The sequence below is a fragment of the Bradyrhizobium sp. SRS-191 genome, assembly GCF_024586915.1.
Lineage (GTDB): Bacteria > Pseudomonadota > Alphaproteobacteria > Rhizobiales > Xanthobacteraceae > Bradyrhizobium.
In genome coordinates this window covers 67379-85689 of record NZ_JANBVS010000006.1, presented here as the reverse complement: position 1 = coordinate 85689, position 18311 = coordinate 67379, and the positions used below count along the sequence as shown (strand labels likewise).

Sequence of the window (18311 nt, the reverse complement as noted above, 5' to 3'; positions counted from 1 at the left end):
CGCCGACAACAAGGTATCCAATCAAAAAGAAAGTTGTCGGCTTCCGTCTGCAAACTATCTTTGCAGAGATCTTGCGCAATTCCTAATGCAGAAAAATTACTGAGAATATTCAGTCACTTGATGTGATCACGGCGACGGCGGCCGTCTGGCACGTCGATTGCTGTCCATTCAGAGGACCGACAACGATAACTGGTCACAAAGGAACATCCATGGAGAGGCTGCAGCGTGATGGCACGCGCTTGCGAGGCGGTTTGCCGGAGGTCGATGCCGGCACTGTCGATGCGTTCCTGGACGGCGTGGCGCGGACGGGCGCGATTGCCGTGCTGCTCTCGGCCGGCGATCCCGCGCGCTTTCCGGAGGCGCTGGACGTCGCCATCGTCTTGCCAGAGCTGATCACGGCGTTTCAGGGCCGGCTGCGGGGCGCGGTGATCGCGCGCGATGCGGAAGCCGAGCTTGGTGCGCGCTTCGGCGTCCGGGTGCAGCCGTCGCTGATCTTCTGCCGCGGCACCGAGACGCTCGGCGTGATCGCCAAGATCCAGGACTGGTCGGTCTATGTCGATCGCATCTCGCGGCTCATTGATCGCCCGGCCGGCGCAGTGGCGACGGTCGTCGCCAGTATCGTTCCCGCGCATCAGCTTTCAGGAGGCGACCGATGAAGCCAGGTTTCTGGATTGCGCCTGAAGGCGCGGAGCAGCCGGTCAGCGTGTTTCCGATCGGCGAGGAGGCCCTCGACGTTCAGTACAAGGGACTGACCGCTTCCGGCGCCCTGGCCAAGCTCGCGACTCTTGATTCGGAAGAATTGGCGCGGAGCTGTCCGCGCGCCGTCGAGTTGCTGTCGACGATCGCATCGGTGATCGCCAAGCAGACCGCCGATGCGCCGACGCAGCTGTTCCGGCTGGCGGGTCTCAACGATCTCGAACGCCGGCTGATCGATGACGTGCTCGGCGAGGGCGAGGTTGCCGGCGTTGTGGCGCTGCCTGACGGCTCGCTGGCGCAGATCCAGGAATCCGTGCTGGCTGGGATTTGGCGCGTCCGGCTCGAGCGGGACGAGAGCCACGATTATATCGAGATCGGCGCGGTGCCGGAGATCGTCGCGCGCGCCGCGATCGATCTGACGGCCGGCGATGTCGTGATCGGGCCGGCGCCCGAGGGCACGATGAATGCGCTGCCGGTGCTGGCCGAGGTCCGCGAGCGTGCGCTCGCCTGGCGGCCGGGACAGCGTTCGCAGACCATCAACTTCACTTTGCTGCCGATGAGTCCCGCTGACATGAGCTTCCTGCAGGAGACGCTCGGCAACGGCCCGATCCAGCTGATGTCGCGCGGCTACGGCACCTGCCGTGTGCTCGCGACCGGCGTGCGCCATGTCTGGTCGGTGCAGTTCTTCAATGCGATGGACACGATCATTCTGGACACGCTGGAAGTCGGCGGCGTGCCGGTGGTCGCGCTCGCGGCGCCCGAGGATTTCGAGGATTCGGCCGAGCGTCTGAAGCAGATCATCGAGGCGTACTTCACATGAGCGCCGGCTTCGAGAATTTCGGCGTGCGCAGCGATCTCGCCGACGAGGTCACGCTGGAGTGCGGCATCTGCTGGACGCGCTACGATCCGGCGGAAGGCGACGGCGTCGCGCAGATCGCGCCGGGCACGCCGTTCTCGGCATTGCCAGAGGATTGGCACTGCCCGAACTGCGATGCGCCGAAGGCCAAGTTCATGGTGGTCGAGTCATGAGCGCCGTCGCGGCCGAGCAGGGGGCGAACGAGCTCGCGCCGGCCGCGTGGGGCGAGCGCCTTGCCGATGTCTACCGCGAGATCGGCGACCGCGCCATGCGCGACCTGCCGATCTATCACGATGCGCTCGCCGTCGAGGCCATTGGCTTCACATGCGTTGACGGGCGTATGGTCGGCATCGTCGTCACGCCGTGGTTCATGAATGTCATCACTCCGGCCGAAGGCGATGTTGGATCGACCGTCCAGATCGCGCTGCCGGCCGGATCGTTCGACTTCACGATCGGCGATGTCGACGGGATTGGGCGTATTGCCAGCTGCTCGCTGTTCTCGCCGATGTCTGAGTTCGAGGACATGGCGGCGGCGCGCGTCGCGGCCGACGCCGCTCTGACGGCGTTGATGACTGCACCTGAAGACACGAGGCCGGCGCCTGCCGAGACGGCATCGCGTATCGATCGTCGCGCCTTCCTGCGCGGGACGCTGTCGGAGAGCCGCGCATGACGCCGGTCTTCCGCAACCATCTCGATATCGAGCTGTCGGTCGCCGATCGGGTCATCGTCGCGGTCGACATCCTGTCGCGGACCCGACCGCCGCTCGGGCGGCTGGCGGTGGGCAAGCCGGCGGAGACGCTGCTTGCGGCGCTGCCGCGGCTGTTCTCGCTGTGCGCCACTGCGCACCAGGTTGCCTTGCTGTCGGCTGTCGAGGCCGCGCACGGCGAGCAGGCCGGCGCGCTGACCCGACACCGCCGCATCAAGGCGCTGATCTCCGAGCGCCTGGCCGAGCTTCTCCGCGGCCTGCTGCTCGCACCGGCGCTCACGCGCAGTGTGCTGCAGCAGACTCAACCGCTGTTGCAGGCCGTCACGTCGCTGCAGCGTCCGTCGGATCGCGATCCACGGTCCCGCACCGAAACCTTGTCACAGATCAAGATGGGGCTGCAGGCTTTCGGCATAGACTGGACGACTGAGTTCGTCCTGCCGGGAACTCCGCTCGCAATGATCATGATGGCGGCCGAGGAGGTCGCCGATGGGGAAGGATGGAGGCACATGCCATCAGCGCATGGCGTGCTGTCGGCCGCCGACGATCGCGCGGTCGTCACCCGGCTGATGGACGAGGGAGCCGCGTTCGCGGCGGCGCCCGACATCGATGGCCGCGTCCCCGAAACGGGCGTGTGGGCGCGGCACGCGGCTCGTGCTGCTTCTCCCGCCGGACCAGCTGACCGGCTCGCTGCAAAGATCGCCGAGATCGCAGCGTTGCTGCGCTGGATCGAGGCCGGCGAGTCCGACGATGAGGCGGTGGATGGCGACGTGCTCGCAAGCTATGCGCTCGGCCCGCGCTGCGGCGCGGCCGCGGTCGAATGTGCGCGGGGCCGGCTGCACCATGTGGTCGAGCTGGACGCGCAAGGTGCCATCCGGCGGTTCGAATTCCTGGCGCCGACGGAGTGGAACTTCCATGCGCGTGGGCCGGTGGTGAAGAGTCTGACCGGCGCGATGTTGCGAGACCGCGGGGATCGCAATGCCATCGATGCCCTGATCGGCGCCTTCGATCCCTGCGTTGGCTACCGCCTCTCGATCCGGGAGATGGCCGATGCATGAGATGGCGCTGTGCGAGGGCATTGTCGAGATCGTCGAGGCGGAGGCGCGCAAGGGCGCCTTCTCCAAGGTGAAGACGGTGTGGCTGGAAATCGGCGCGCTCAGCCATGTCGCGCCGGAGGCGCTGCGATTCTGTTTCGAGGCCGTCACGGCCCATACGATCGCGCGCGGCGCGGCGCTGGAGATCATTGAACAGAAGGGAACGGCCTGGTGCCTCGGCTGCTCTGGTAGCGTCGAGATCAGCCGGCGTTACGACGCCTGCCCCGAATGCGGCAGCCATCAGCTGCAGGTGACAGGCGGTGAGGACATGCGGGTCAAGGAGCTGGAGGTCGAGTGATGTGTACGGTGTGCGGCTGCGGCGACGGCAAATCCGCGATCGAAGCGGGTGAGCATCACCATCATGATCACGGCGATCATCATCATCACCATCATGATGGCCATGGACATGATCACAGCCATGATCATGCCGGGCATCATCACCACGACCACGATCATGACCACCACCACGATCATGGCCACCACCATCACCACGATGATCATGCGCATCACCATCATCGCGGGCACGGCGCCGCCGATCACATCGACTGCGCGGCCAATCCCGCGGGGCAGGAGATCGCCGGCCTGTCGAGCGGGCGCATCATCCAGATCGAGCGCGATATTCTCGGCAAGAACAACCGGCTTGCTGCCGAGAACCGCGCGCGCTTCGCCGCCCATGATGTGCTGGCCTTCAACTTCGTCTCCAGCCCCGGCGCAGGCAAGACGTCGCTGCTGGTGCGCGCCGTCTCCGAGCTGAAGCAGAGCCATCCTGTCGCGGTGATCGAGGGCGATCAGCAGACCTCGAACGACGCCGAGCGCATCCGCGCCACCGGGGTGCCGGCGATCCAGATCAACACCGGCAAGGGCTGCCATCTCGACGCGGCGATGGTCGGCGAGGCCTATGGCCGGTTGCCGCCGCTGCGCGGCGGGTTGTTGTTCATCGAGAATGTCGGCAATCTCGTGTGCCCGGCGGCGTTCGATCTCGGCGAGGCCTGCAAGATCGTCGTGTTCTCGACCACCGAAGGCGAGGACAAGCCGCTCAAATATCCCGACATGTTCGCAGCCTCGTCACTGATGCTGATCAACAAGATCGATCTGGCGCCGGTGCTCGATTTCGATCTGGCGCAGACGATCGAATATGCCCGCCGCGTCAATCCCAAGATCGAGGTGCTGACGATCTCGGCCAAGACCGGCGAAGGTTTTTCCGCCTTCTATGCCTGGATCAGGAAACAGGCCGACCGCGTCAAAGCGAGCGCGATGGGCGCGGTGCAGGGATGAGCGTGACAGGCCAGATATTGGCGACGGATCGCACGCGCCTCAGGCTCCGCATTCGCGGCGCCGTGCAGGGCGTCGGTTTCCGTCCCTATGTCCATGGCCTGGCCACGCGCCACCGCCTCGGCGGCTTCGTCGCCAACGACGCCGATGGCGTCGTGATCGAGGTCGAGGGCGAGAACGTCGTGTCGTTCGTCGAGGCGCTGCCGCAGCAGGCGCCGCCTTTGGCGCGCATCGACGACATCGCCGTCGAACCGGTCCCGGCGCAGGCGAGCGCTGAGTTTCAGATCGGCGCAAGCGTCGGTGGCCGGGTGACCACCCGCATCGTGCCGGATGCCGCGACCTGTCCAGAGTGTCTCGCGGAGCTGTTCGACTCCACCAGCCGCTTTCACCGCTATCCCTTCGTCAACTGTACCCATTGCGGTCCCCGCTACACCATCGCCGAGCGCCTGCCTTACGACCGGGTGACGACGGCGATGAAGCGGTTTCCGATGTGCGACGCGTGCCGTGCGGACTACGCGGATCAGAGCGGCCGCCGCTTCCATGCCGAGGCGATCTCCTGTCCGGACTGCGGACCGCGTCTCAGCCATGACGTCACTGACATCGCGGTGGCGCTCGCGGATGGCCGAATCGTCGCCATCAAGGGGCTCGGCGGCTATCAATTGCTCTGTGATGCGCGCGACGAGCGAGCGGTCCAACGGCTGCGTGCGAGCAAGCAGCGCGACGGCAAGCCGTTCGCGGTGATGCTGGCTTCCGTCGCGGCGGCCGCTGAGATCGCCGATCTCGATCCCGCCGAGCGCGGATTGCTGGAGCAGGTGGCGCGGCCGATCGTTCTGCTGCGATCGCGCCAATGTCTTGCGCCGGCGGTGGCGCCGGGTCTCGCCAAACTCGGTGTGATGCTGCCGGTCGCGCCGCTGCATCACCTGATCTTCGACGCGCTGCGTGCGCATGGTGACGGCGATTGGGCGCTGGTCTGCACCAGTGCCAATCCGAGCGGCGAGCCGCTGCTGACCGACAATGACGAGGCGCTGGCCGATCTCTCCGATATCGCGGATCTGATCGTCACCCATGACCGCGACATCGTCATCCGCGCCGATGATTCCGTGGTCGCAATGGTCGCAGGAGCGCCGCGCTTCATCCGTCGTGCCCGCGGCTATGTTCCGGAGCCGATCCGGCTGCCGCGTGCCCTGCCGCCGGTCCTCGCGGTCGGCGCTCACCTCAAGTCGACCGTGACCGTGATCCGCGGCGATGAGGCCTTCGTGTCGCAGCATCTCGGCGACCTCGACACGGCCGCTGCGATCCGCTTCTTCGAGGAGACGATCGCGCATCTCACCTCGATCCTCGACGTCGCGCCCGTCGCGATCGCGCACGACCTGCATCCGGACATGGCGTCGACGCGGTTTGCGCAGGTTCAGGGCCTGCCGACCTTCGCCGTGCAGCATCATCATGCGCATGCCGCCTCGGTCATGGCCGAGCATGGCTTGCGCGAGGCTGTGCTCGCGCTGGTGCTCGACGGCTACGGTTACGGCAGCGATGGCGGCGCCTGGGGCGGCGAGATTCTGCTGTGCGAGGGCGCCAGCTTTCAACGTCTCGGCCATCTGGCTCCGCTGAAGCTGCCGGGCGGCGACCGCGCCGCGCGCGAGCCGTGGCGGATGGCGGCTTCCGTGCTGCACGATCTCGGGCGCGATGATGAGATCATCTCGCGTTTCCCGAGCCAGCCGCAAGTCCGCCATCTGCCGATGCTGCTCGGGCGATCCGATGCTGCCGTCACGACCAGCGCCGGGCGTCTGTTCGACGCCGTGGCGGGATTGCTCGGTGTCAGCACGGCCCAGGGCCACGAGGGCGAGGCTGCGATGAGGCTCGAAGCGCTGGTCCGAGCGCCTGCGTTGCTGGAGCACGGCTGGACCATCGTCGATGGCGTGCTGTCGCTGCGTCCGTTGCTCATGCATCTCATCGCGAGCGACCTCGATGTCGCCGAAGCCGCCGGCCTCTTTCATGGGACGCTTGCTGCGGCCTGCGTCGACTGGATCGCAACAGTATCGCGCACGACCGGCGTCGACACCGTCGTGCTCAGCGGCGGCTGTTTTCTCAATGCGCATCTTGCGGAGCAGATCGTCAGCGGCTGCCGTACCGCCGGCATCGATGCGCGTCTGCCGCGTCGGCTGCCGGCAAATGATGGCGGCCTGAGCCTGGGGCAGGCCTGGGTCGCCGGGCTCCAACTGATGGAAAGACACAACACAGCTGGAGGGATCATCTGATGTGCCTGGCCATTCCTGCCGAGGTGATCAAGCTGCTACCCGACGACATGGCCATCGTGTCGATCGACGGCGTCAGCAAGGAGGTCTCGATCGCCCTGATCGAGGAGATCGCGGTCGGCGACTACGTCATCCTCCATGTCGGCCATGCGCTGACGAAGATCGATCCGGAGGAGGCGCGCGAGACGCTCGACCTGCTCCGGCAGATGGGCGCGGCAGCCACGGAGGTCGCATCATGAAATATGCCGACGAGTTTCGCGACAAGGAGCTGGCTGTGGGACTTGCGCGCGCCATTCGCGCCAAGGCTGACCCCGCTCGCGCCTATCGTTTCATGGAATTCTGCGGCGGCCACACCCATGCCATCGCGCGCTATGGCCTGGAGGACATGCTGCCGGAGAACGTCCGCATGATCCATGGCCCCGGTTGTCCGGTCTGCGTGCTGCCGGCGGGGCGGATCGACATGGCGATTGCATTGGCCGAGCGGCCGGAAGTCATCCTCTGCGTCTATGGCGACCTGATGCGCGTGCCAGGCTCGCGCGGCTCGTCGCTGCTCAAGGCCAAGGCGCGCGGCGCCGACATCCGCATGGTCTATTCGACGCTCGATGCGATCGCGCTGGCAGAGCAGAATCCGGGGCGCGAAGTCGTGTTCTTCGCGATCGGCTTCGAGACGACGACGCCGCCCACCGCGGTGATGATCCGTGCGGCAGAGAAGAAGCAGCTGGCAAACTTCAGCGTGTTCTGCAACCACGTGCTGACGCCGCCGGCGATGCGCGCCATTCTCGACAGTGATACGCCGATCGAGATCGATGGCTTCGTGGGTCCGGCGCACGTGTCGACCGTGATCGGCACCGAGCCCTATGCGCCGTTCGCGCGTGACGATGGCAAGCCGGTGGTGATCGCGGGCTTCGAGCCGCTCGACATGATGCAGGCGATCCTGATGCTGGTCGAGCAGGTCAATGACGGCCGCCACGAGGTCGAGAACCAGTATCGCCGCGCCGTCACCGGCAGCGGCAATCAGCGGGCGATCAGGGAGGTGGCCGAGATCTTCGAGCTGCGCGACCAGTTCGAGTGGCGCGGTCTCGGCAGCATTCCCTCGAGCGCCTTGAAGCTGCGACCGGCGTTCGCGCATCTCGATGCCGAGCTGCGCTTTGAAATGCGTGAGCTGGTCGTCGCCGACAATCCGGCCTGTGAATGTCCCGCCATTCTGCGCGGGCTGAAGAAGCCGGTCGACTGCAAGCTGTTCGGCACCGCCTGCACGCCGGAGACGCCGATCGGCTCCTGCATGGTGTCGTCGGAAGGCGCCTGCGCGGCGCATTGGACCTATGGCCGCTTCCGCGACCATCAGCGGAGGCTCGCCTCATGAGCATGCATCAGCGCCGGCTCGACTTGAAGAACGGCTGCGTCGACCTCTCGCACGGCGCTGGCGGCCGCGCTATGGCGCAACTGATTGCCGGCCTGTTCCACGAGGCCTTTGGCAACGAATGGCTTGCGCGCGGCAACGATCAGTCGGCCTTCGACGTGGCTGCCGGCCGTATGGTGATGACGACCGACGGCTACGTCGTCTCGCCGCTGTTCTTTCCCGGCGGCAACATCGGTTCGCTCGCCGTGCACGGCACGGTCAACGACATCGCCATGGCGGGCGCCAAGCCGCTGTATCTGTCGGCGAGCTTCATCATCGAGGAGGGCTTTCGCTTCGACGATTTGAAGCGGATTGCCGACGCGATGGGGGAGGCCGCGCGAGAGGCCGGCATCGCGATCATCACCGGCGACACCAAGGTGGTCGAGCGCGGCAAGGCCGACGGCGTGTTCATCTCGACAGCCGGCGTCGGCGTGCTGCCCGACAGCCTTGATCTCTCCGCCGACAAAGCGCGGCCGGGCGACCGCGTGCTGCTGTCCGGCAGCCTCGGCGATCATGGCGTCGCCATCATGTCGAAGCGGCAGAACCTGACCTTCGATACCGAGATCGTCTCCGACTCGGCGTCGCTGCACGGCCTGGTCGCCGCCATGGTCGCGGCCGGCGGCCAGGGCATCCGGCTGATGCGCGATCCGACGCGCGGCGGGCTGGCGGCGACGATGAACGAGATCGCGCAGCAGTCCAATCTCGGCTTCCGCCTGCAGGAAGAAGCCATTCCGGTGAAGCCGGCAGTCGCGGCGGCCTGCGAGCTGCTCGGGCTCGATCCGCTGCATGTCGCCAATGAAGGCAAGCTGGTCGCGGTGGTTGCTCCCGATGTCACCGACGCCGTGCTCGCGGCGATGAAGGCGCATCCGCTCGGACGGGATGCGGCTGACATCGGCGAAGCCGTGGCCGACGATCATCGCTTCGTACAGATGGCGACGAGCTTCGGCGGCGGCCGCATCGTCGACTGGCTGTCGGGCGAGCAGCTGCCGCGGATCTGCTGAGACATGGGAATTCAGGGAACCATATTGGTCGTCGACGACGAGATCCGGTCGCAGGAGGCGCTGCGGCGCGTTCTCAACCAGGATTTCGAGGTCTTGTGTGCCGGCAACACGGCCGACGCCGAGAAGCTGCTCGAAGGCGAGATCGTCCACGCCGTGATCTGCGACCAGCGCATGCCGCAGGAATCCGGCGTCAGCTTCTTGAAGCGCGTCCGCGAGCTGTGGCCAGATCCCGTCAGGATGATCATCTCAGGCTATTCCGATTCCGAGGACATCATCGCCGGGCTCAACGAAGCCGGCATCTATCAATACATCACCAAGCCATGGCAGCCCGATCGCCTGATCGACATCGTGCGGGAGGCCGTGCAGCTGTATCGGCTGCAGAAGGAGACCGAGACTGCCGGCGTCGACGTCAAGGCGACGCCGGCGCACATCAAGCAGGTCGTCTCGGTCAAGCGCGGCGCGGCCAAGAAGCTTTACGATTTCGATCGCATCGTGCATTCGGCGGCGAGCCCGATGCGCAATGTGATCGAGCTCGGCCGCCGGGCCGCCGACTACGACATCTCGGTGCTGATCACCGGCGAGTCCGGTACCGGCAAGGAGCTGCTCGCCCGCGCCATCCATTACGGCTCGGCACGTGCGAACAAGGCCTTCGTGGTCGAGAACTGCGGCGCGCTGCCGGACGAGCTCCTGGAAAGCGAGCTGTTCGGCTGCAAGAAGGGCGCGTTCACCGGCGCCTATCAGGACCGCATCGGCCTGTTCGAGGTCGCCGACGGCGGCACCATCTTCCTCGACGAGATCGGCGAGACCTCGCCGGCATTCCAGGTCAAGCTCCTGCGCGTGCTGCAGGAGAGCGAGATCCGGCCGCTCGGCGCGCAGCGCGTGCGCAAGGTCGATGTCCGCGTCGTCGCGGCGACAAATCGGGATCTCGAAGCGGAGGTCGAGGCCGGCCGCTTCCGTCGTGACCTGTACTATCGGCTGGCCGCATTCCCCGTGCACATGCCGTCCTTGCGCGAGCGCCCGATGGACATCCCGCTGATTGCCGAGGGTGTGCTGTCGGCGGTGAAGACCTCTTTCAACCGGCCGCATCTGCGCTTCGTCCCAGCTGCGCTGGAAGAGTTTTCGAAATATCACTGGCCGGGCAACGTCCGCGAGCTGCAGAACGAGATCCAGCGGATGGCTGTGCTCGCCGATGCCGACGAGCTGCGCTGCCCGCCTTTCGCGGGGCGCCGCAGTGCCCGCCGCGCGGCGCCTGCCGCCGTCAACGGCAAGCTGAACGGCAGCGGCAGTCTCAAGGACCGGGTCGAGGATCTCGAAAAGACGATCATTGTCAGCTGTCTCGAAAAATACGAGGGTAACATCAGCCGCGTGGCCAGCGAGCTCGGCCTGTCCCGGGTCGGCCTGCGCAACAAATTGTCGAGATACGATCTGAAGAAAAATGGCAAAGGCCACGCATTCACCTGAGTCCGGCGCCGACACGCTGCTGAAGCTGATCGCGAGCAGCAGCACGCTCGAATTCGACAGCGAGCGCGAGGGCGTGTGGATCGAAGTGATCCGCAAGATGGACGAGGTCTATTCCGACTTGCTGCGCTACGAGGTCGACCTCGAGCACAAGAATGCGGAGCTCGAGGAGGCCCAGGCCTTCGTCACCAACGTCATCGAGTCCGTCTCGGACATTCTCGTCGTCTGCGATGCGAGAGGCACCGTGCAGCAAGCCAATTCCGCGTTCCAGCGCACCTCGGGCCGTACGCTGGGAGAGATCGCCGGCCGCAACATTGCCGAGATGATCGACGTCGATCACCGCAGCAAGCTGGCGTCGCTTCTGAAGCCGCGCAGCAGTGCCGAGGTGGTCGATGGCGAGTTGCGCTTCGCCGCCGACGGCCCGAGCTCCGACCTGTTCGCGATCAACAGCTCGCCGCGGCACGATCATCGTGGCCGTTTCATCGGCGTGGTGCTCACGGGGCGTCCGATCGGCGAGCTGCGCCGTGCCTATGAAGCCCTGCACAAGGCGCATCAGGAGCTGCAGCGCGCGCAGCGGCAGCTGGTCGAACAGGAGAAGATGGCGAGCCTCGGCCGCCTCGTGGCCGGCGTCGCGCATGAGCTGAACAACCCGATCAGCTTCGTCTATGGCAACGTTCACACCCTGATGCGCTACCGGACCTCGCTGGTCGGTTATCTCGACGCGGTCCATGAGCAGCCGATCTCCGAAGAGGTCGCCGCGCTGCGTAACGACCTGCGCATCGATGCTATCCTTGAGGATTTCGGGCCGTTGATAGAGGGCACGCTGGAAGGCGCGGTCCGCATCAGCGAGATCGTCAAGAACCTGCGCCGGCTGTCTTTCTCCAAGCTCGGCGAGGTCGAGCGCGTGAATATCGAGCGGCTGATCAACACGGCCGTGCTGTGGGCCGGCCGTACCAAGCAGCATCGCGTCGACATCCAGATCGAGGTCGAGCCGGACCTCTGGATCTCCGGCAATGAAGGCCAGCTGCATCAGGTCATCGTCAATCTCGTCGAGAACGCCATCGATGCGATGCGCGCGACCGAGCTGCCGCGCCTCGTGGTCGCCGCATCGCGGCAGGGCGCCGAGATCGCTTTCCGCATCACCGATAATGGTCCGGGGATCGACAAGGATCATCTCAGCCACATCTTCGAGCCGTTCTTCACGACCAAGCGCGTCGGGGAGGGCACGGGGCTTGGGCTGTGGATCAGCTACGGCATCGTCCGCGAGCATGGCGGCGAGCTCTCCGCCCGCAACGAGCCCGATGGCGGCGCGACGTTCTCGTTTGCTCTTCCCGCCGCGTGACGGCCAGCTCGTTCCCGCTCAGCCGTCCTGGTCGAGCTCGGCCGCAACCTGTCCATAGTTGAGAATGGCCACCAGCGTCGTGCCGCCGACGACGTTGCCGAGCAAGGTCGGAACGAAGAAGACGCGAACATAGTCGGCGAGCGAGACCTCGCCCTTGAACACGAGGAATGCGCATTCGACGGAGCCGGCGACGATGTGCGCGAACTGCCCCAGCGCCACCAGATAGGTCATCACCACCACGATATGGGCGCGGGCCCCGCGCACGGCCGGCAGCAGCCAGGCCATCAAGGCGATCAGCCAGCCCGCGAACACCGCGCGCGCAAAGGTGGTCGAGAATGGCCCTTCGACGGTGTGGCGGCTGATCTCGGTGAACGCATCGACGATGCGCTGCTCGAACACGTGGGTGTACGCCAGCGCGGCGGCCGCCGCCCATGTCCCTGCGACGTTGGCGATGAGCACCAGGGTCCACAGACGTGCGACCTGGCCGAGCGTCTTCACGTCGCGATGATGCAGCAGCGGCAGGATCGGCGTGAGCGTGTTCTCGGTGAACAATTGCTGCCGGCCGAGCACCACGACCAGGAAGCCGGCGGTATAGCCGAGGGGAGCGAACAGCCGCCGCGTAGCTTCGTCGGAGACGAAGGCGTGGAATTCGCCCTGCACGATCAGCGACAGACTGATCGACAGGCCCGCGGCGAGCCCCGACAGCAGGATCGCCCACCAGCGCCGCTCGAGCTCGCTCTCGCCTTCGGCGCGGATCGTCTCGTGAATCAGCGCGGCGTTCGGCCGGCTTTGCGCCTGGATCTCGCGCCGCTGCTGATCCGAGACGCCTTCAATGTCGGCGGCCGGGCTGAACGTCGGCGCGGTGGCCTTGCTGCTCACGTCGGATGCTCCGTCGGCTGGCGCAGGCTGTTGCCGACGCTAAACGGAGATCGAGGTCTCCCTTCGGCCTGAACGTTCGACAAGCTGGCAAGGTTCCTGACCCAGGATGCGGCGCGATGCCGTCAGCGCCTCATCAGGAGGGCGTCGCGACGGGGACGCGATCGCGCTGTCTGGATAGCCGTGCCAACAACACGGTGGCGGTGCGCGTGATGTGCTGCCGCGCGAGATCTTCGGCCTTCTGCGCATCGCCCGCGATCACCGCACCGAGGATCTCCTCATGCTGATCCCAGATCCGCCGCGGCGTCTCGTCCCGCATCAGCACCTCGCCCATCAGCCGGCGCAGATGCAGCCAATGCGGCTGCGTGGTGTCCTGGATGACGGAATTGCCGGAGATCTCGTAGAGGAATTCGTGAAACTTGACGTCGGCCTCGATCAGCTTCTCGACCGAATGCTCGCGCTCGGCGCGGCGGCCTTGCTCGATCAGCTTCGGGCCTTCCTCGGCCGCACGCTCGGCACCACGGGTGGCTGCGAGCCTGCAGGCGAGACCTTCGGCGACGGCGCGGATTTCATAGAGATTGCGGATGAAGTCGGTGTCGATCGGCGCAACCTCGAGGCCGCGTCCCGGTGCCTCGCGGACAAAACCCTGGTTACGCAACAGCAGCAGCGCCTGCTGCACCGGCTGCCTGGACACGCCGAGGTCGCGCGCCAGATCGTCCTGGATCAGCCGCGCGGATTCCGGCAACTCCCCGCCGACGATGTCGGACAGGATGCGCTGATAGACGCGCTCGGTCAGGCTCGGTTCGGTCTTCAGCGGCGGCACGCGGCCTCCTGCGTCAGATCAGGATTGTTCCGTCGGCGAACCGTCATAGCGACATCTTTCGTCCCGAGAGCGTACGGCGCTGCTTCGCCTTGTCGCCTTGCTGGGCTTCCAGGTGGTGGATGAAGACCGCCGCCGCGCGCGAGATGTGGTCGCGGCTCAGCCGTTCGGCCTCGGCACTGCGGCCCTCGATGATGGCCGCGAGAATATCCTCATGCTCGTCCCAGACGGTCTGGGACATGCTCTCCTCCTTCTGAAACACGTCCGACATCACGCGCTTCAGATAAGGCCAATGCGGTGCCATCGTCTCGTCGATCATCGCGTTGCCGGAGAGCCCGCTGAGAAAGCGGTGGAAGGCGATGTCGGTCTCGATCTTGCGGCTGACCAGGCCACTCTTGAGCGCCTCATGGCCAGCAACGATGTAAGCCGGTCCTTCGCGCGCCGCGCGATCGCTGGAACGCTCGGCGGCAAGCCGCGCCGCCAGGCCTTCGAGCACGGCACGCATCTCATAGAGATCCCGCACGAAGCTCGGATCGAGCGGCGCCACGATCAGGCCGCGCCCTGGCGCGCTCTGCACGAGGCCGCAGCCGCGCAGCAGAATCAGCGCCTGCTGAACCGGCTGCCGCGACACGCCATAGGCCTGCGCGAGATCGTCCTGAATCAGGCGCGAGCCGGACGCCAGCACGCCGCTGACGATTTCGTCAGTGATCGCTTCGACGACCTGGTCGACCAGGGAGGGGGCAGGGGGCACGATTCGCATGGGCATCACATTCTCAGGAACAATAACACGCAAAGCGCGAAAATCCATTTGCGAGGAATTCGAATTCAGAGTACGAATTCAGAAGCAAGGAGCCAAGCTAAAACGGCTTCAACATTTCGGGGAGGGCGTCCGTGTCGGATCTACCGGCTCGTTCGAAGCGTGATGACGGCTGTTCGGCGTCCTTGGAGGGCAGCGTGCGCGCGGCTGCGCGGGCGCTTGTCTCGCGGGGTGCTTCGGCGGCATTTTCCGTTGTTCTCGTCGGTCTGATGTCTCAGGTGGCGCTGGCCGGCGAAGGCCTCAGCCTGTCCGATGCCTGGGTGCCCGCGGCGCCCGAGGTCGGTCGCGACATTCCTCTGCTGATCACCATCAAGAACGAAACATCATCGGCCGAAGCGTTGATGCGCGTGCGCTGTCCGATCGCGAATTTCTCCGAGCGTCACACCGTCGATCGCGGCGAGGGCGCGCCGGCGATGCGCTCCATTCCCAACATTCCGATCGCCGCGGGCAGCACGCTGGTGCTGTTGCCGACGGCCTATCACGTGATGCTGCTGCAGACGCGCGAGCCGCTTGAGCCGGGCAAGCGTTTCACCTGCACGATCGTTTTCCAGAAAGCGGGATCCATCGAAACGGAGGTCGAGGTTCGCAAGTCCCCGTGAAGTCTGTTTGTCGCCTGCGGCCCTTCGCTGACTGGCGGAGCGGTTTTCGTTCGAACGCATAATCAAGATGGGAGAAGGAAACGATGAGGATCAACGTCAGGACAACCCTGCGGGCGGTGCTGCTCGCCAGCGCCGCCTTTGCCTGCTTCAATCTGGCGTCGCCGGTGCGAGCCGCCGACGAGATGACGCCGGAGCGGCTGCTCAATGCCGAGAAGGAAGCCGGCAACTGGCTGCATCATCACAAGAACTATTCGGGCACGCGCTTCTCGACGTTGAAGGAGATCAACAAGGACAACGTCAAGAACCTGAAGGTCGCCTGGACGATGCATCTCGGCGGCGTCGAGGGCGGCGGCATCTGGAGCCATGGCGGTCTCGAAGGCACGCCGATCGTCGAGAACGGCATGATCTACGTCACCGACGGCTGGGGCTCGGTCTACAAGATCGATGCGCGCGGCGGCAAAGGCCAGATGGTCTGGAAGATGGATCCGAAGACGGATCACGACTGGGCCGGTGCGATCGCCTGCTGCGGCGTCGACAATCGCGGTGTTGCGCTGTGGGGCAATCTCGTCGTCTCGCACACGCTCGACGGCCGCCTGATCGCAACTAATAAAGAGACCGGGCAGGTCGCCTGGCAGCGCCAGGTCGCCGATCCCGACAAGGGCGAGGTCATCACCGGTGCGCCGCTGATCGTGAAGAACATGGCGATATCAGGCGTCGCCGGCGCCGAATACGGCATCCGCGGCTGGATCGCCGCGACCGATCTCACCACGCAGAAGGAAGTCTGGCGCACCCACACCATTCCGGCGAAGGGCGAGCCCGGCAGCGAGACCTGGAAGGACAGCAACGATGCGGCTGCGGCCGGCGGTGGCTCGACCTGGGTCACGGGCACCTACGACCCGTCGACCGACACCATCATCTGGGGCGTCGGCAACCCTGGTCCGGACTGGGACAACGCCTATCGCCCGGGCGACAATCTCTACACCGACAGTTCGCTGGCGCTCGACGCCAACACCGGCAAGATCAAGTGGCACTATCAGCACACGCCGAACGATCCCTACGACTATGACAGCGTCGCGGAGAACGTCCTGGTCGACGTGCCCACGCCGAACGGACAGACCCAGAAGCTCGCCCTCGAGGCCGATCGCAACGGCTTCGCCTATGCGATCGACCGCACCAACGGCAAGTTCCTCTGGGGCCTGCCGTTCGTCAAGAAGGTGACCTGGACCAAGGGTCTCGATCCCGAGACCGGCAAGCCGATCGAGTACGATCCGAAGAATCCGGTGCAGCGCTACAATGCGTCCGTGACGCCGCATCGTGAGAACAAGATCGCGGACATCTGCCCCGGCAATATGGGCGGCAAGAACTGGCCGCCGACCTCGTACAATCCGGACCTGAAGCTCTGGTACATCCCGGTGATCGAGAGCTGCAACCGGATCACCGTCGAGGAAGCAACCAAGGACAAGCTGAAGGCGCGCGAGTTCTGGACCGGCGGCGGACCGAGCCAGCCGTTCAAGATCACGGGCAGCGTGACCGCGATCGACGTCACCACCGGCAAGATCGCCGGCAAGATGGAGACGCCGTTCCCGAATCTCGGCGGCATGCTGTCGACGCCTGACCTCGTCTTCACCGGCCAGCCCTCGGGCGAGGTGATGGCGCTCGATGCCAAGACCCTGCAGAAGCTGTGGGAGTTCAACACCGGCGGCGGCGTCAACGCGCCTCCCGTGACCTTCTCGGTCGACGGCAAGCAGTATGTCGCGATCCTCGTCGGTCTCGGCGGCGCCTGGGACAAGTGGTTCATCGAATCCACGCCCGAGCTGAAGAAGATCCAGCCCGGCTCGATGCTCTACGTCTTCGCGCTGTAAGTCGATCAAGGAGCGGAGGCGCTGCCTCCGCTCCTTCCCTTTCCCCGTTCGGCAAGTCAATCAGATGAAATTCAGTGCGATCACGTCCACGGTGGCGTTGGCTTTCGTTATCGTCTCCAGCTCCCTCGCATCGGCCCAGTCTGCTGCGCCGGCCGATCCGACCGACGCCGGCAAGGCGGTGTTCAAGCGCGCCAACTGCGTCGGCTGCCACAAATGGCATGGCAATGGCGGCGGCGGCTATGGCGGTGACGCTCTGTCGCTGCGCAAGACCGAGCTCGACCGCCAGCACATCATCGAGACCGTCACCTGCGGACGGCCGGGAACGGGCATGCCGTATTTTGCGCGTGGCTCGTACGACACTACGAAGTGCTACGAGATGAGCCGGCAGGATGTCGGCGAGCGCATGCCGCCCGAAGGCGGTACCTTTCTGCGCCCGAACGACATCGAGGCGGTCGCGGACTACGTGCTCGCGCACATCAAGGGCCGGGGCGAGCCGACCTATGACGAGTGCACCGCCTTCTTCGGCAACACCTCGCGCGTCTGCGATATCTACAAGGCCAATGCGACCCAGCCTGCAAGCGAGCCATCCAAATGAAACGCTCCACCTGCACTGCGATCTTCGCGACGATCCTGCTGTCCCTCGTCATGCACACCGCCTCTGCGCAGGCCGTGCCGAGCTACGATCTGCGCGACATCACCGTCGGCATGCCGGTCGGCAACCTCCCGAACGAAGGCTATGTCAACCTCAGCTGCGCCGGGGCGCCCGATCGCAAGCTCGATGCATGGTCGGGCTGGCGCGACTGTCCGGCCGATGAGCAGGGGCGGCGAGCGGTGCGCTTCGAGTTCGATCCGGAGACCAGCCAGGACGGCACCAAGGTGGCCGGCCACCCGGTGCTGCTCACGGCTGTGATCGACGACAAGGCGACGGTGTTCGGGCTCAACATCGAGACCGACCCGAAGGCGCGGCTCTACATCCGCAAGAAGGCATTCCTGCTCGGCAACCAGGTGAAGTCGCGCTATGGCGCGGAAGGCTGGGACTGCAAGGAGCTGCAGCCGACGGCAGGCGAGCAGCCCGTCGGCGGCGTTTTCCTGCGCGAGGTCTGCAAGAAGACGGTGCCGGGCCGGATGCTGACGGTCGAGCGCGAGCTGTTCCGCAAGCCGGATCAGGACATCAAGAGCTTCGTCGATCAGACGCTGGTCCGGATCACCAAGCAGACGAACTGATCGAACTCATGCCTCGCCCCTCAGGCGAGGCACATGCGTG

The 18311-nt window shown here is 65.6% G+C and carries 20 protein-coding genes; 17 read left to right on the top strand and 3 right to left on the bottom strand.

Annotation, left to right across the window (positions count from 1 at the left end; genetic code table 11):
* Nucleotides 1–209: 209 nt before the first annotated feature.
* From NLR35_RS13025 to NLR35_RS12965, 13 genes are read left to right on the top strand one after another with little or no spacing between them, the layout of a single operon-like run.
* The gene (locus NLR35_RS13025) at nt 210–656 is read left to right on the top strand and encodes a hydrogenase accessory protein (RefSeq protein ID WP_257166933.1); all 447 of its coding nucleotides are present in this window, start codon (nt 210–212) and stop codon (nt 654–656) included.
* Nucleotides 653–1516, top strand: a complete 864-nt coding sequence (locus tag NLR35_RS13020) for a hydrogenase expression/formation protein (protein WP_257166932.1) — start codon at nt 653–655, stop codon at nt 1514–1516. Before NLR35_RS13025 ends, NLR35_RS13020 begins: the two co-directional genes overlap by 4 nt.
* A complete protein-coding gene (locus tag NLR35_RS13015) occupies nt 1513–1725 on the top strand; it encodes a rubredoxin (protein WP_257166931.1) in 213 nt (70 codons plus the stop codon). Before NLR35_RS13020 ends, NLR35_RS13015 begins: the two co-directional genes overlap by 4 nt.
* Nucleotides 1722–2222, top strand: a complete 501-nt coding sequence (gene hybE, locus NLR35_RS13010) for a [NiFe]-hydrogenase assembly chaperone HybE (protein WP_257166930.1) — start codon at nt 1722–1724, stop codon at nt 2220–2222. The genes NLR35_RS13015 and hybE overlap by 4 nt, the downstream gene beginning before the upstream one ends.
* Entirely contained in the window at nt 2219–3313 is a 1095-nt protein-coding gene (locus tag NLR35_RS13005; RefSeq protein WP_257166929.1) for a nickel-dependent hydrogenase large subunit, read from the top strand. The genes hybE and NLR35_RS13005 overlap by 4 nt, the downstream gene beginning before the upstream one ends.
* Entirely contained in the window at nt 3306–3647 is a 342-nt protein-coding gene (gene hypA, locus NLR35_RS13000) for a hydrogenase maturation nickel metallochaperone HypA (RefSeq protein ID WP_257166928.1), read from the top strand. Before NLR35_RS13005 ends, hypA begins: the two co-directional genes overlap by 8 nt.
* Nucleotides 3647–4624, top strand: a complete 978-nt coding sequence (hypB, locus tag NLR35_RS12995; RefSeq protein WP_257166927.1) for a hydrogenase nickel incorporation protein HypB — start codon at nt 3647–3649, stop codon at nt 4622–4624. The genes hypA and hypB overlap by 1 nt, the downstream gene beginning before the upstream one ends.
* The gene (hypF, locus tag NLR35_RS12990; RefSeq protein ID WP_257166926.1) at nt 4621–6876 is read left to right on the top strand and encodes a carbamoyltransferase HypF; all 2256 of its coding nucleotides are present in this window, start codon (nt 4621–4623) and stop codon (nt 6874–6876) included. The genes hypB and hypF overlap by 4 nt, the downstream gene beginning before the upstream one ends.
* Nucleotides 6876–7112 carry a HypC/HybG/HupF family hydrogenase formation chaperone gene (locus NLR35_RS12985; RefSeq protein WP_257166925.1) on the top strand — a complete coding sequence of 79 codons (237 nt, stop codon included), beginning with the start codon at nt 6876–6878 and terminating at the stop codon, nt 7110–7112. The genes hypF and NLR35_RS12985 overlap by 1 nt, the downstream gene beginning before the upstream one ends.
* Nucleotides 7109–8236, top strand: coding sequence for a hydrogenase formation protein HypD (gene hypD / locus NLR35_RS12980; protein WP_257166924.1), 1128 nt, complete (start codon nt 7109–7111; stop codon nt 8234–8236). The genes NLR35_RS12985 and hypD overlap by 4 nt, the downstream gene beginning before the upstream one ends.
* A complete protein-coding gene (gene hypE / locus NLR35_RS12975; RefSeq protein ID WP_257166923.1) occupies nt 8233–9273 on the top strand; it encodes a hydrogenase expression/formation protein HypE in 1041 nt (346 codons plus the stop codon). The genes hypD and hypE overlap by 4 nt, the downstream gene beginning before the upstream one ends.
* Nucleotides 9274–9276: 3 nt before the next feature.
* Nucleotides 9277–10734 carry a sigma-54 dependent transcriptional regulator gene (locus NLR35_RS12970; RefSeq protein WP_257166922.1) on the top strand — a complete coding sequence of 486 codons (1458 nt, stop codon included), beginning with the start codon at nt 9277–9279 and terminating at the stop codon, nt 10732–10734.
* A complete protein-coding gene (locus tag NLR35_RS12965) occupies nt 10709–12073 on the top strand; it encodes a sensor histidine kinase (protein ID WP_257166921.1) in 1365 nt (454 codons plus the stop codon). The genes NLR35_RS12970 and NLR35_RS12965 overlap by 26 nt, the downstream gene beginning before the upstream one ends.
* 18 nt (nt 12074–12091) lie before the next feature.
* Here the strand turns inward: NLR35_RS12965 and NLR35_RS12960 are convergent, their stop codons facing one another.
* From NLR35_RS12960 to NLR35_RS12950, 3 genes are all read right to left on the bottom strand, one after another.
* The gene (locus NLR35_RS12960) at nt 12092–12952 is read right to left on the bottom strand and encodes a formate/nitrite transporter family protein (protein ID WP_257166920.1); all 861 of its coding nucleotides are present in this window, start codon (nt 12950–12952) and stop codon (nt 12092–12094) included.
* 133 nt (nt 12953–13085) lie between these two features.
* The gene (locus NLR35_RS12955; RefSeq protein ID WP_257166919.1) at nt 13086–13772 is read right to left on the bottom strand and encodes a GntR family transcriptional regulator; all 687 of its coding nucleotides are present in this window, start codon (nt 13770–13772) and stop codon (nt 13086–13088) included.
* 43 nt (nt 13773–13815) lie between these two features.
* Nucleotides 13816–14529 (bottom strand): GntR family transcriptional regulator, encoded by a 714-nt coding sequence (locus NLR35_RS12950; RefSeq protein WP_257167162.1) that lies wholly within the window; start codon nt 14527–14529, stop codon nt 13816–13818.
* Between the two features lie 266 nt (nt 14530–14795).
* On the opposite strand from NLR35_RS12950, the gene NLR35_RS12945 reads away from it, so the two are divergent.
* The 4 genes from NLR35_RS12945 to NLR35_RS12930 all read left to right on the top strand — a co-directional run bounded on the left by NLR35_RS12945 (nt 14796) and on the right by NLR35_RS12930 (nt 18271).
* Nucleotides 14796–15185, top strand: coding sequence for a copper chaperone PCu(A)C (locus NLR35_RS12945; protein WP_257166918.1), 390 nt, complete (start codon nt 14796–14798; stop codon nt 15183–15185).
* An 83-nt stretch (nt 15186–15268) separates the two neighbouring features.
* Complete coding sequence (locus NLR35_RS12940) at nt 15269–17047, top strand: PQQ-dependent dehydrogenase, methanol/ethanol family (RefSeq protein ID WP_257166917.1); 1779 nt, start codon at nt 15269–15271, stop codon at nt 17045–17047.
* 97 nt (nt 17048–17144) lie between these two features.
* Complete coding sequence (locus NLR35_RS12935; protein ID WP_257167161.1) at nt 17145–17642, top strand: c-type cytochrome; 498 nt, start codon at nt 17145–17147, stop codon at nt 17640–17642.
* Nucleotides 17639–18271, top strand: coding sequence for a hypothetical protein (locus tag NLR35_RS12930; protein ID WP_257166916.1), 633 nt, complete (start codon nt 17639–17641; stop codon nt 18269–18271). The genes NLR35_RS12935 and NLR35_RS12930 overlap by 4 nt, the downstream gene beginning before the upstream one ends.
* Nucleotides 18272–18311 lie beyond the last annotated feature (40 nt).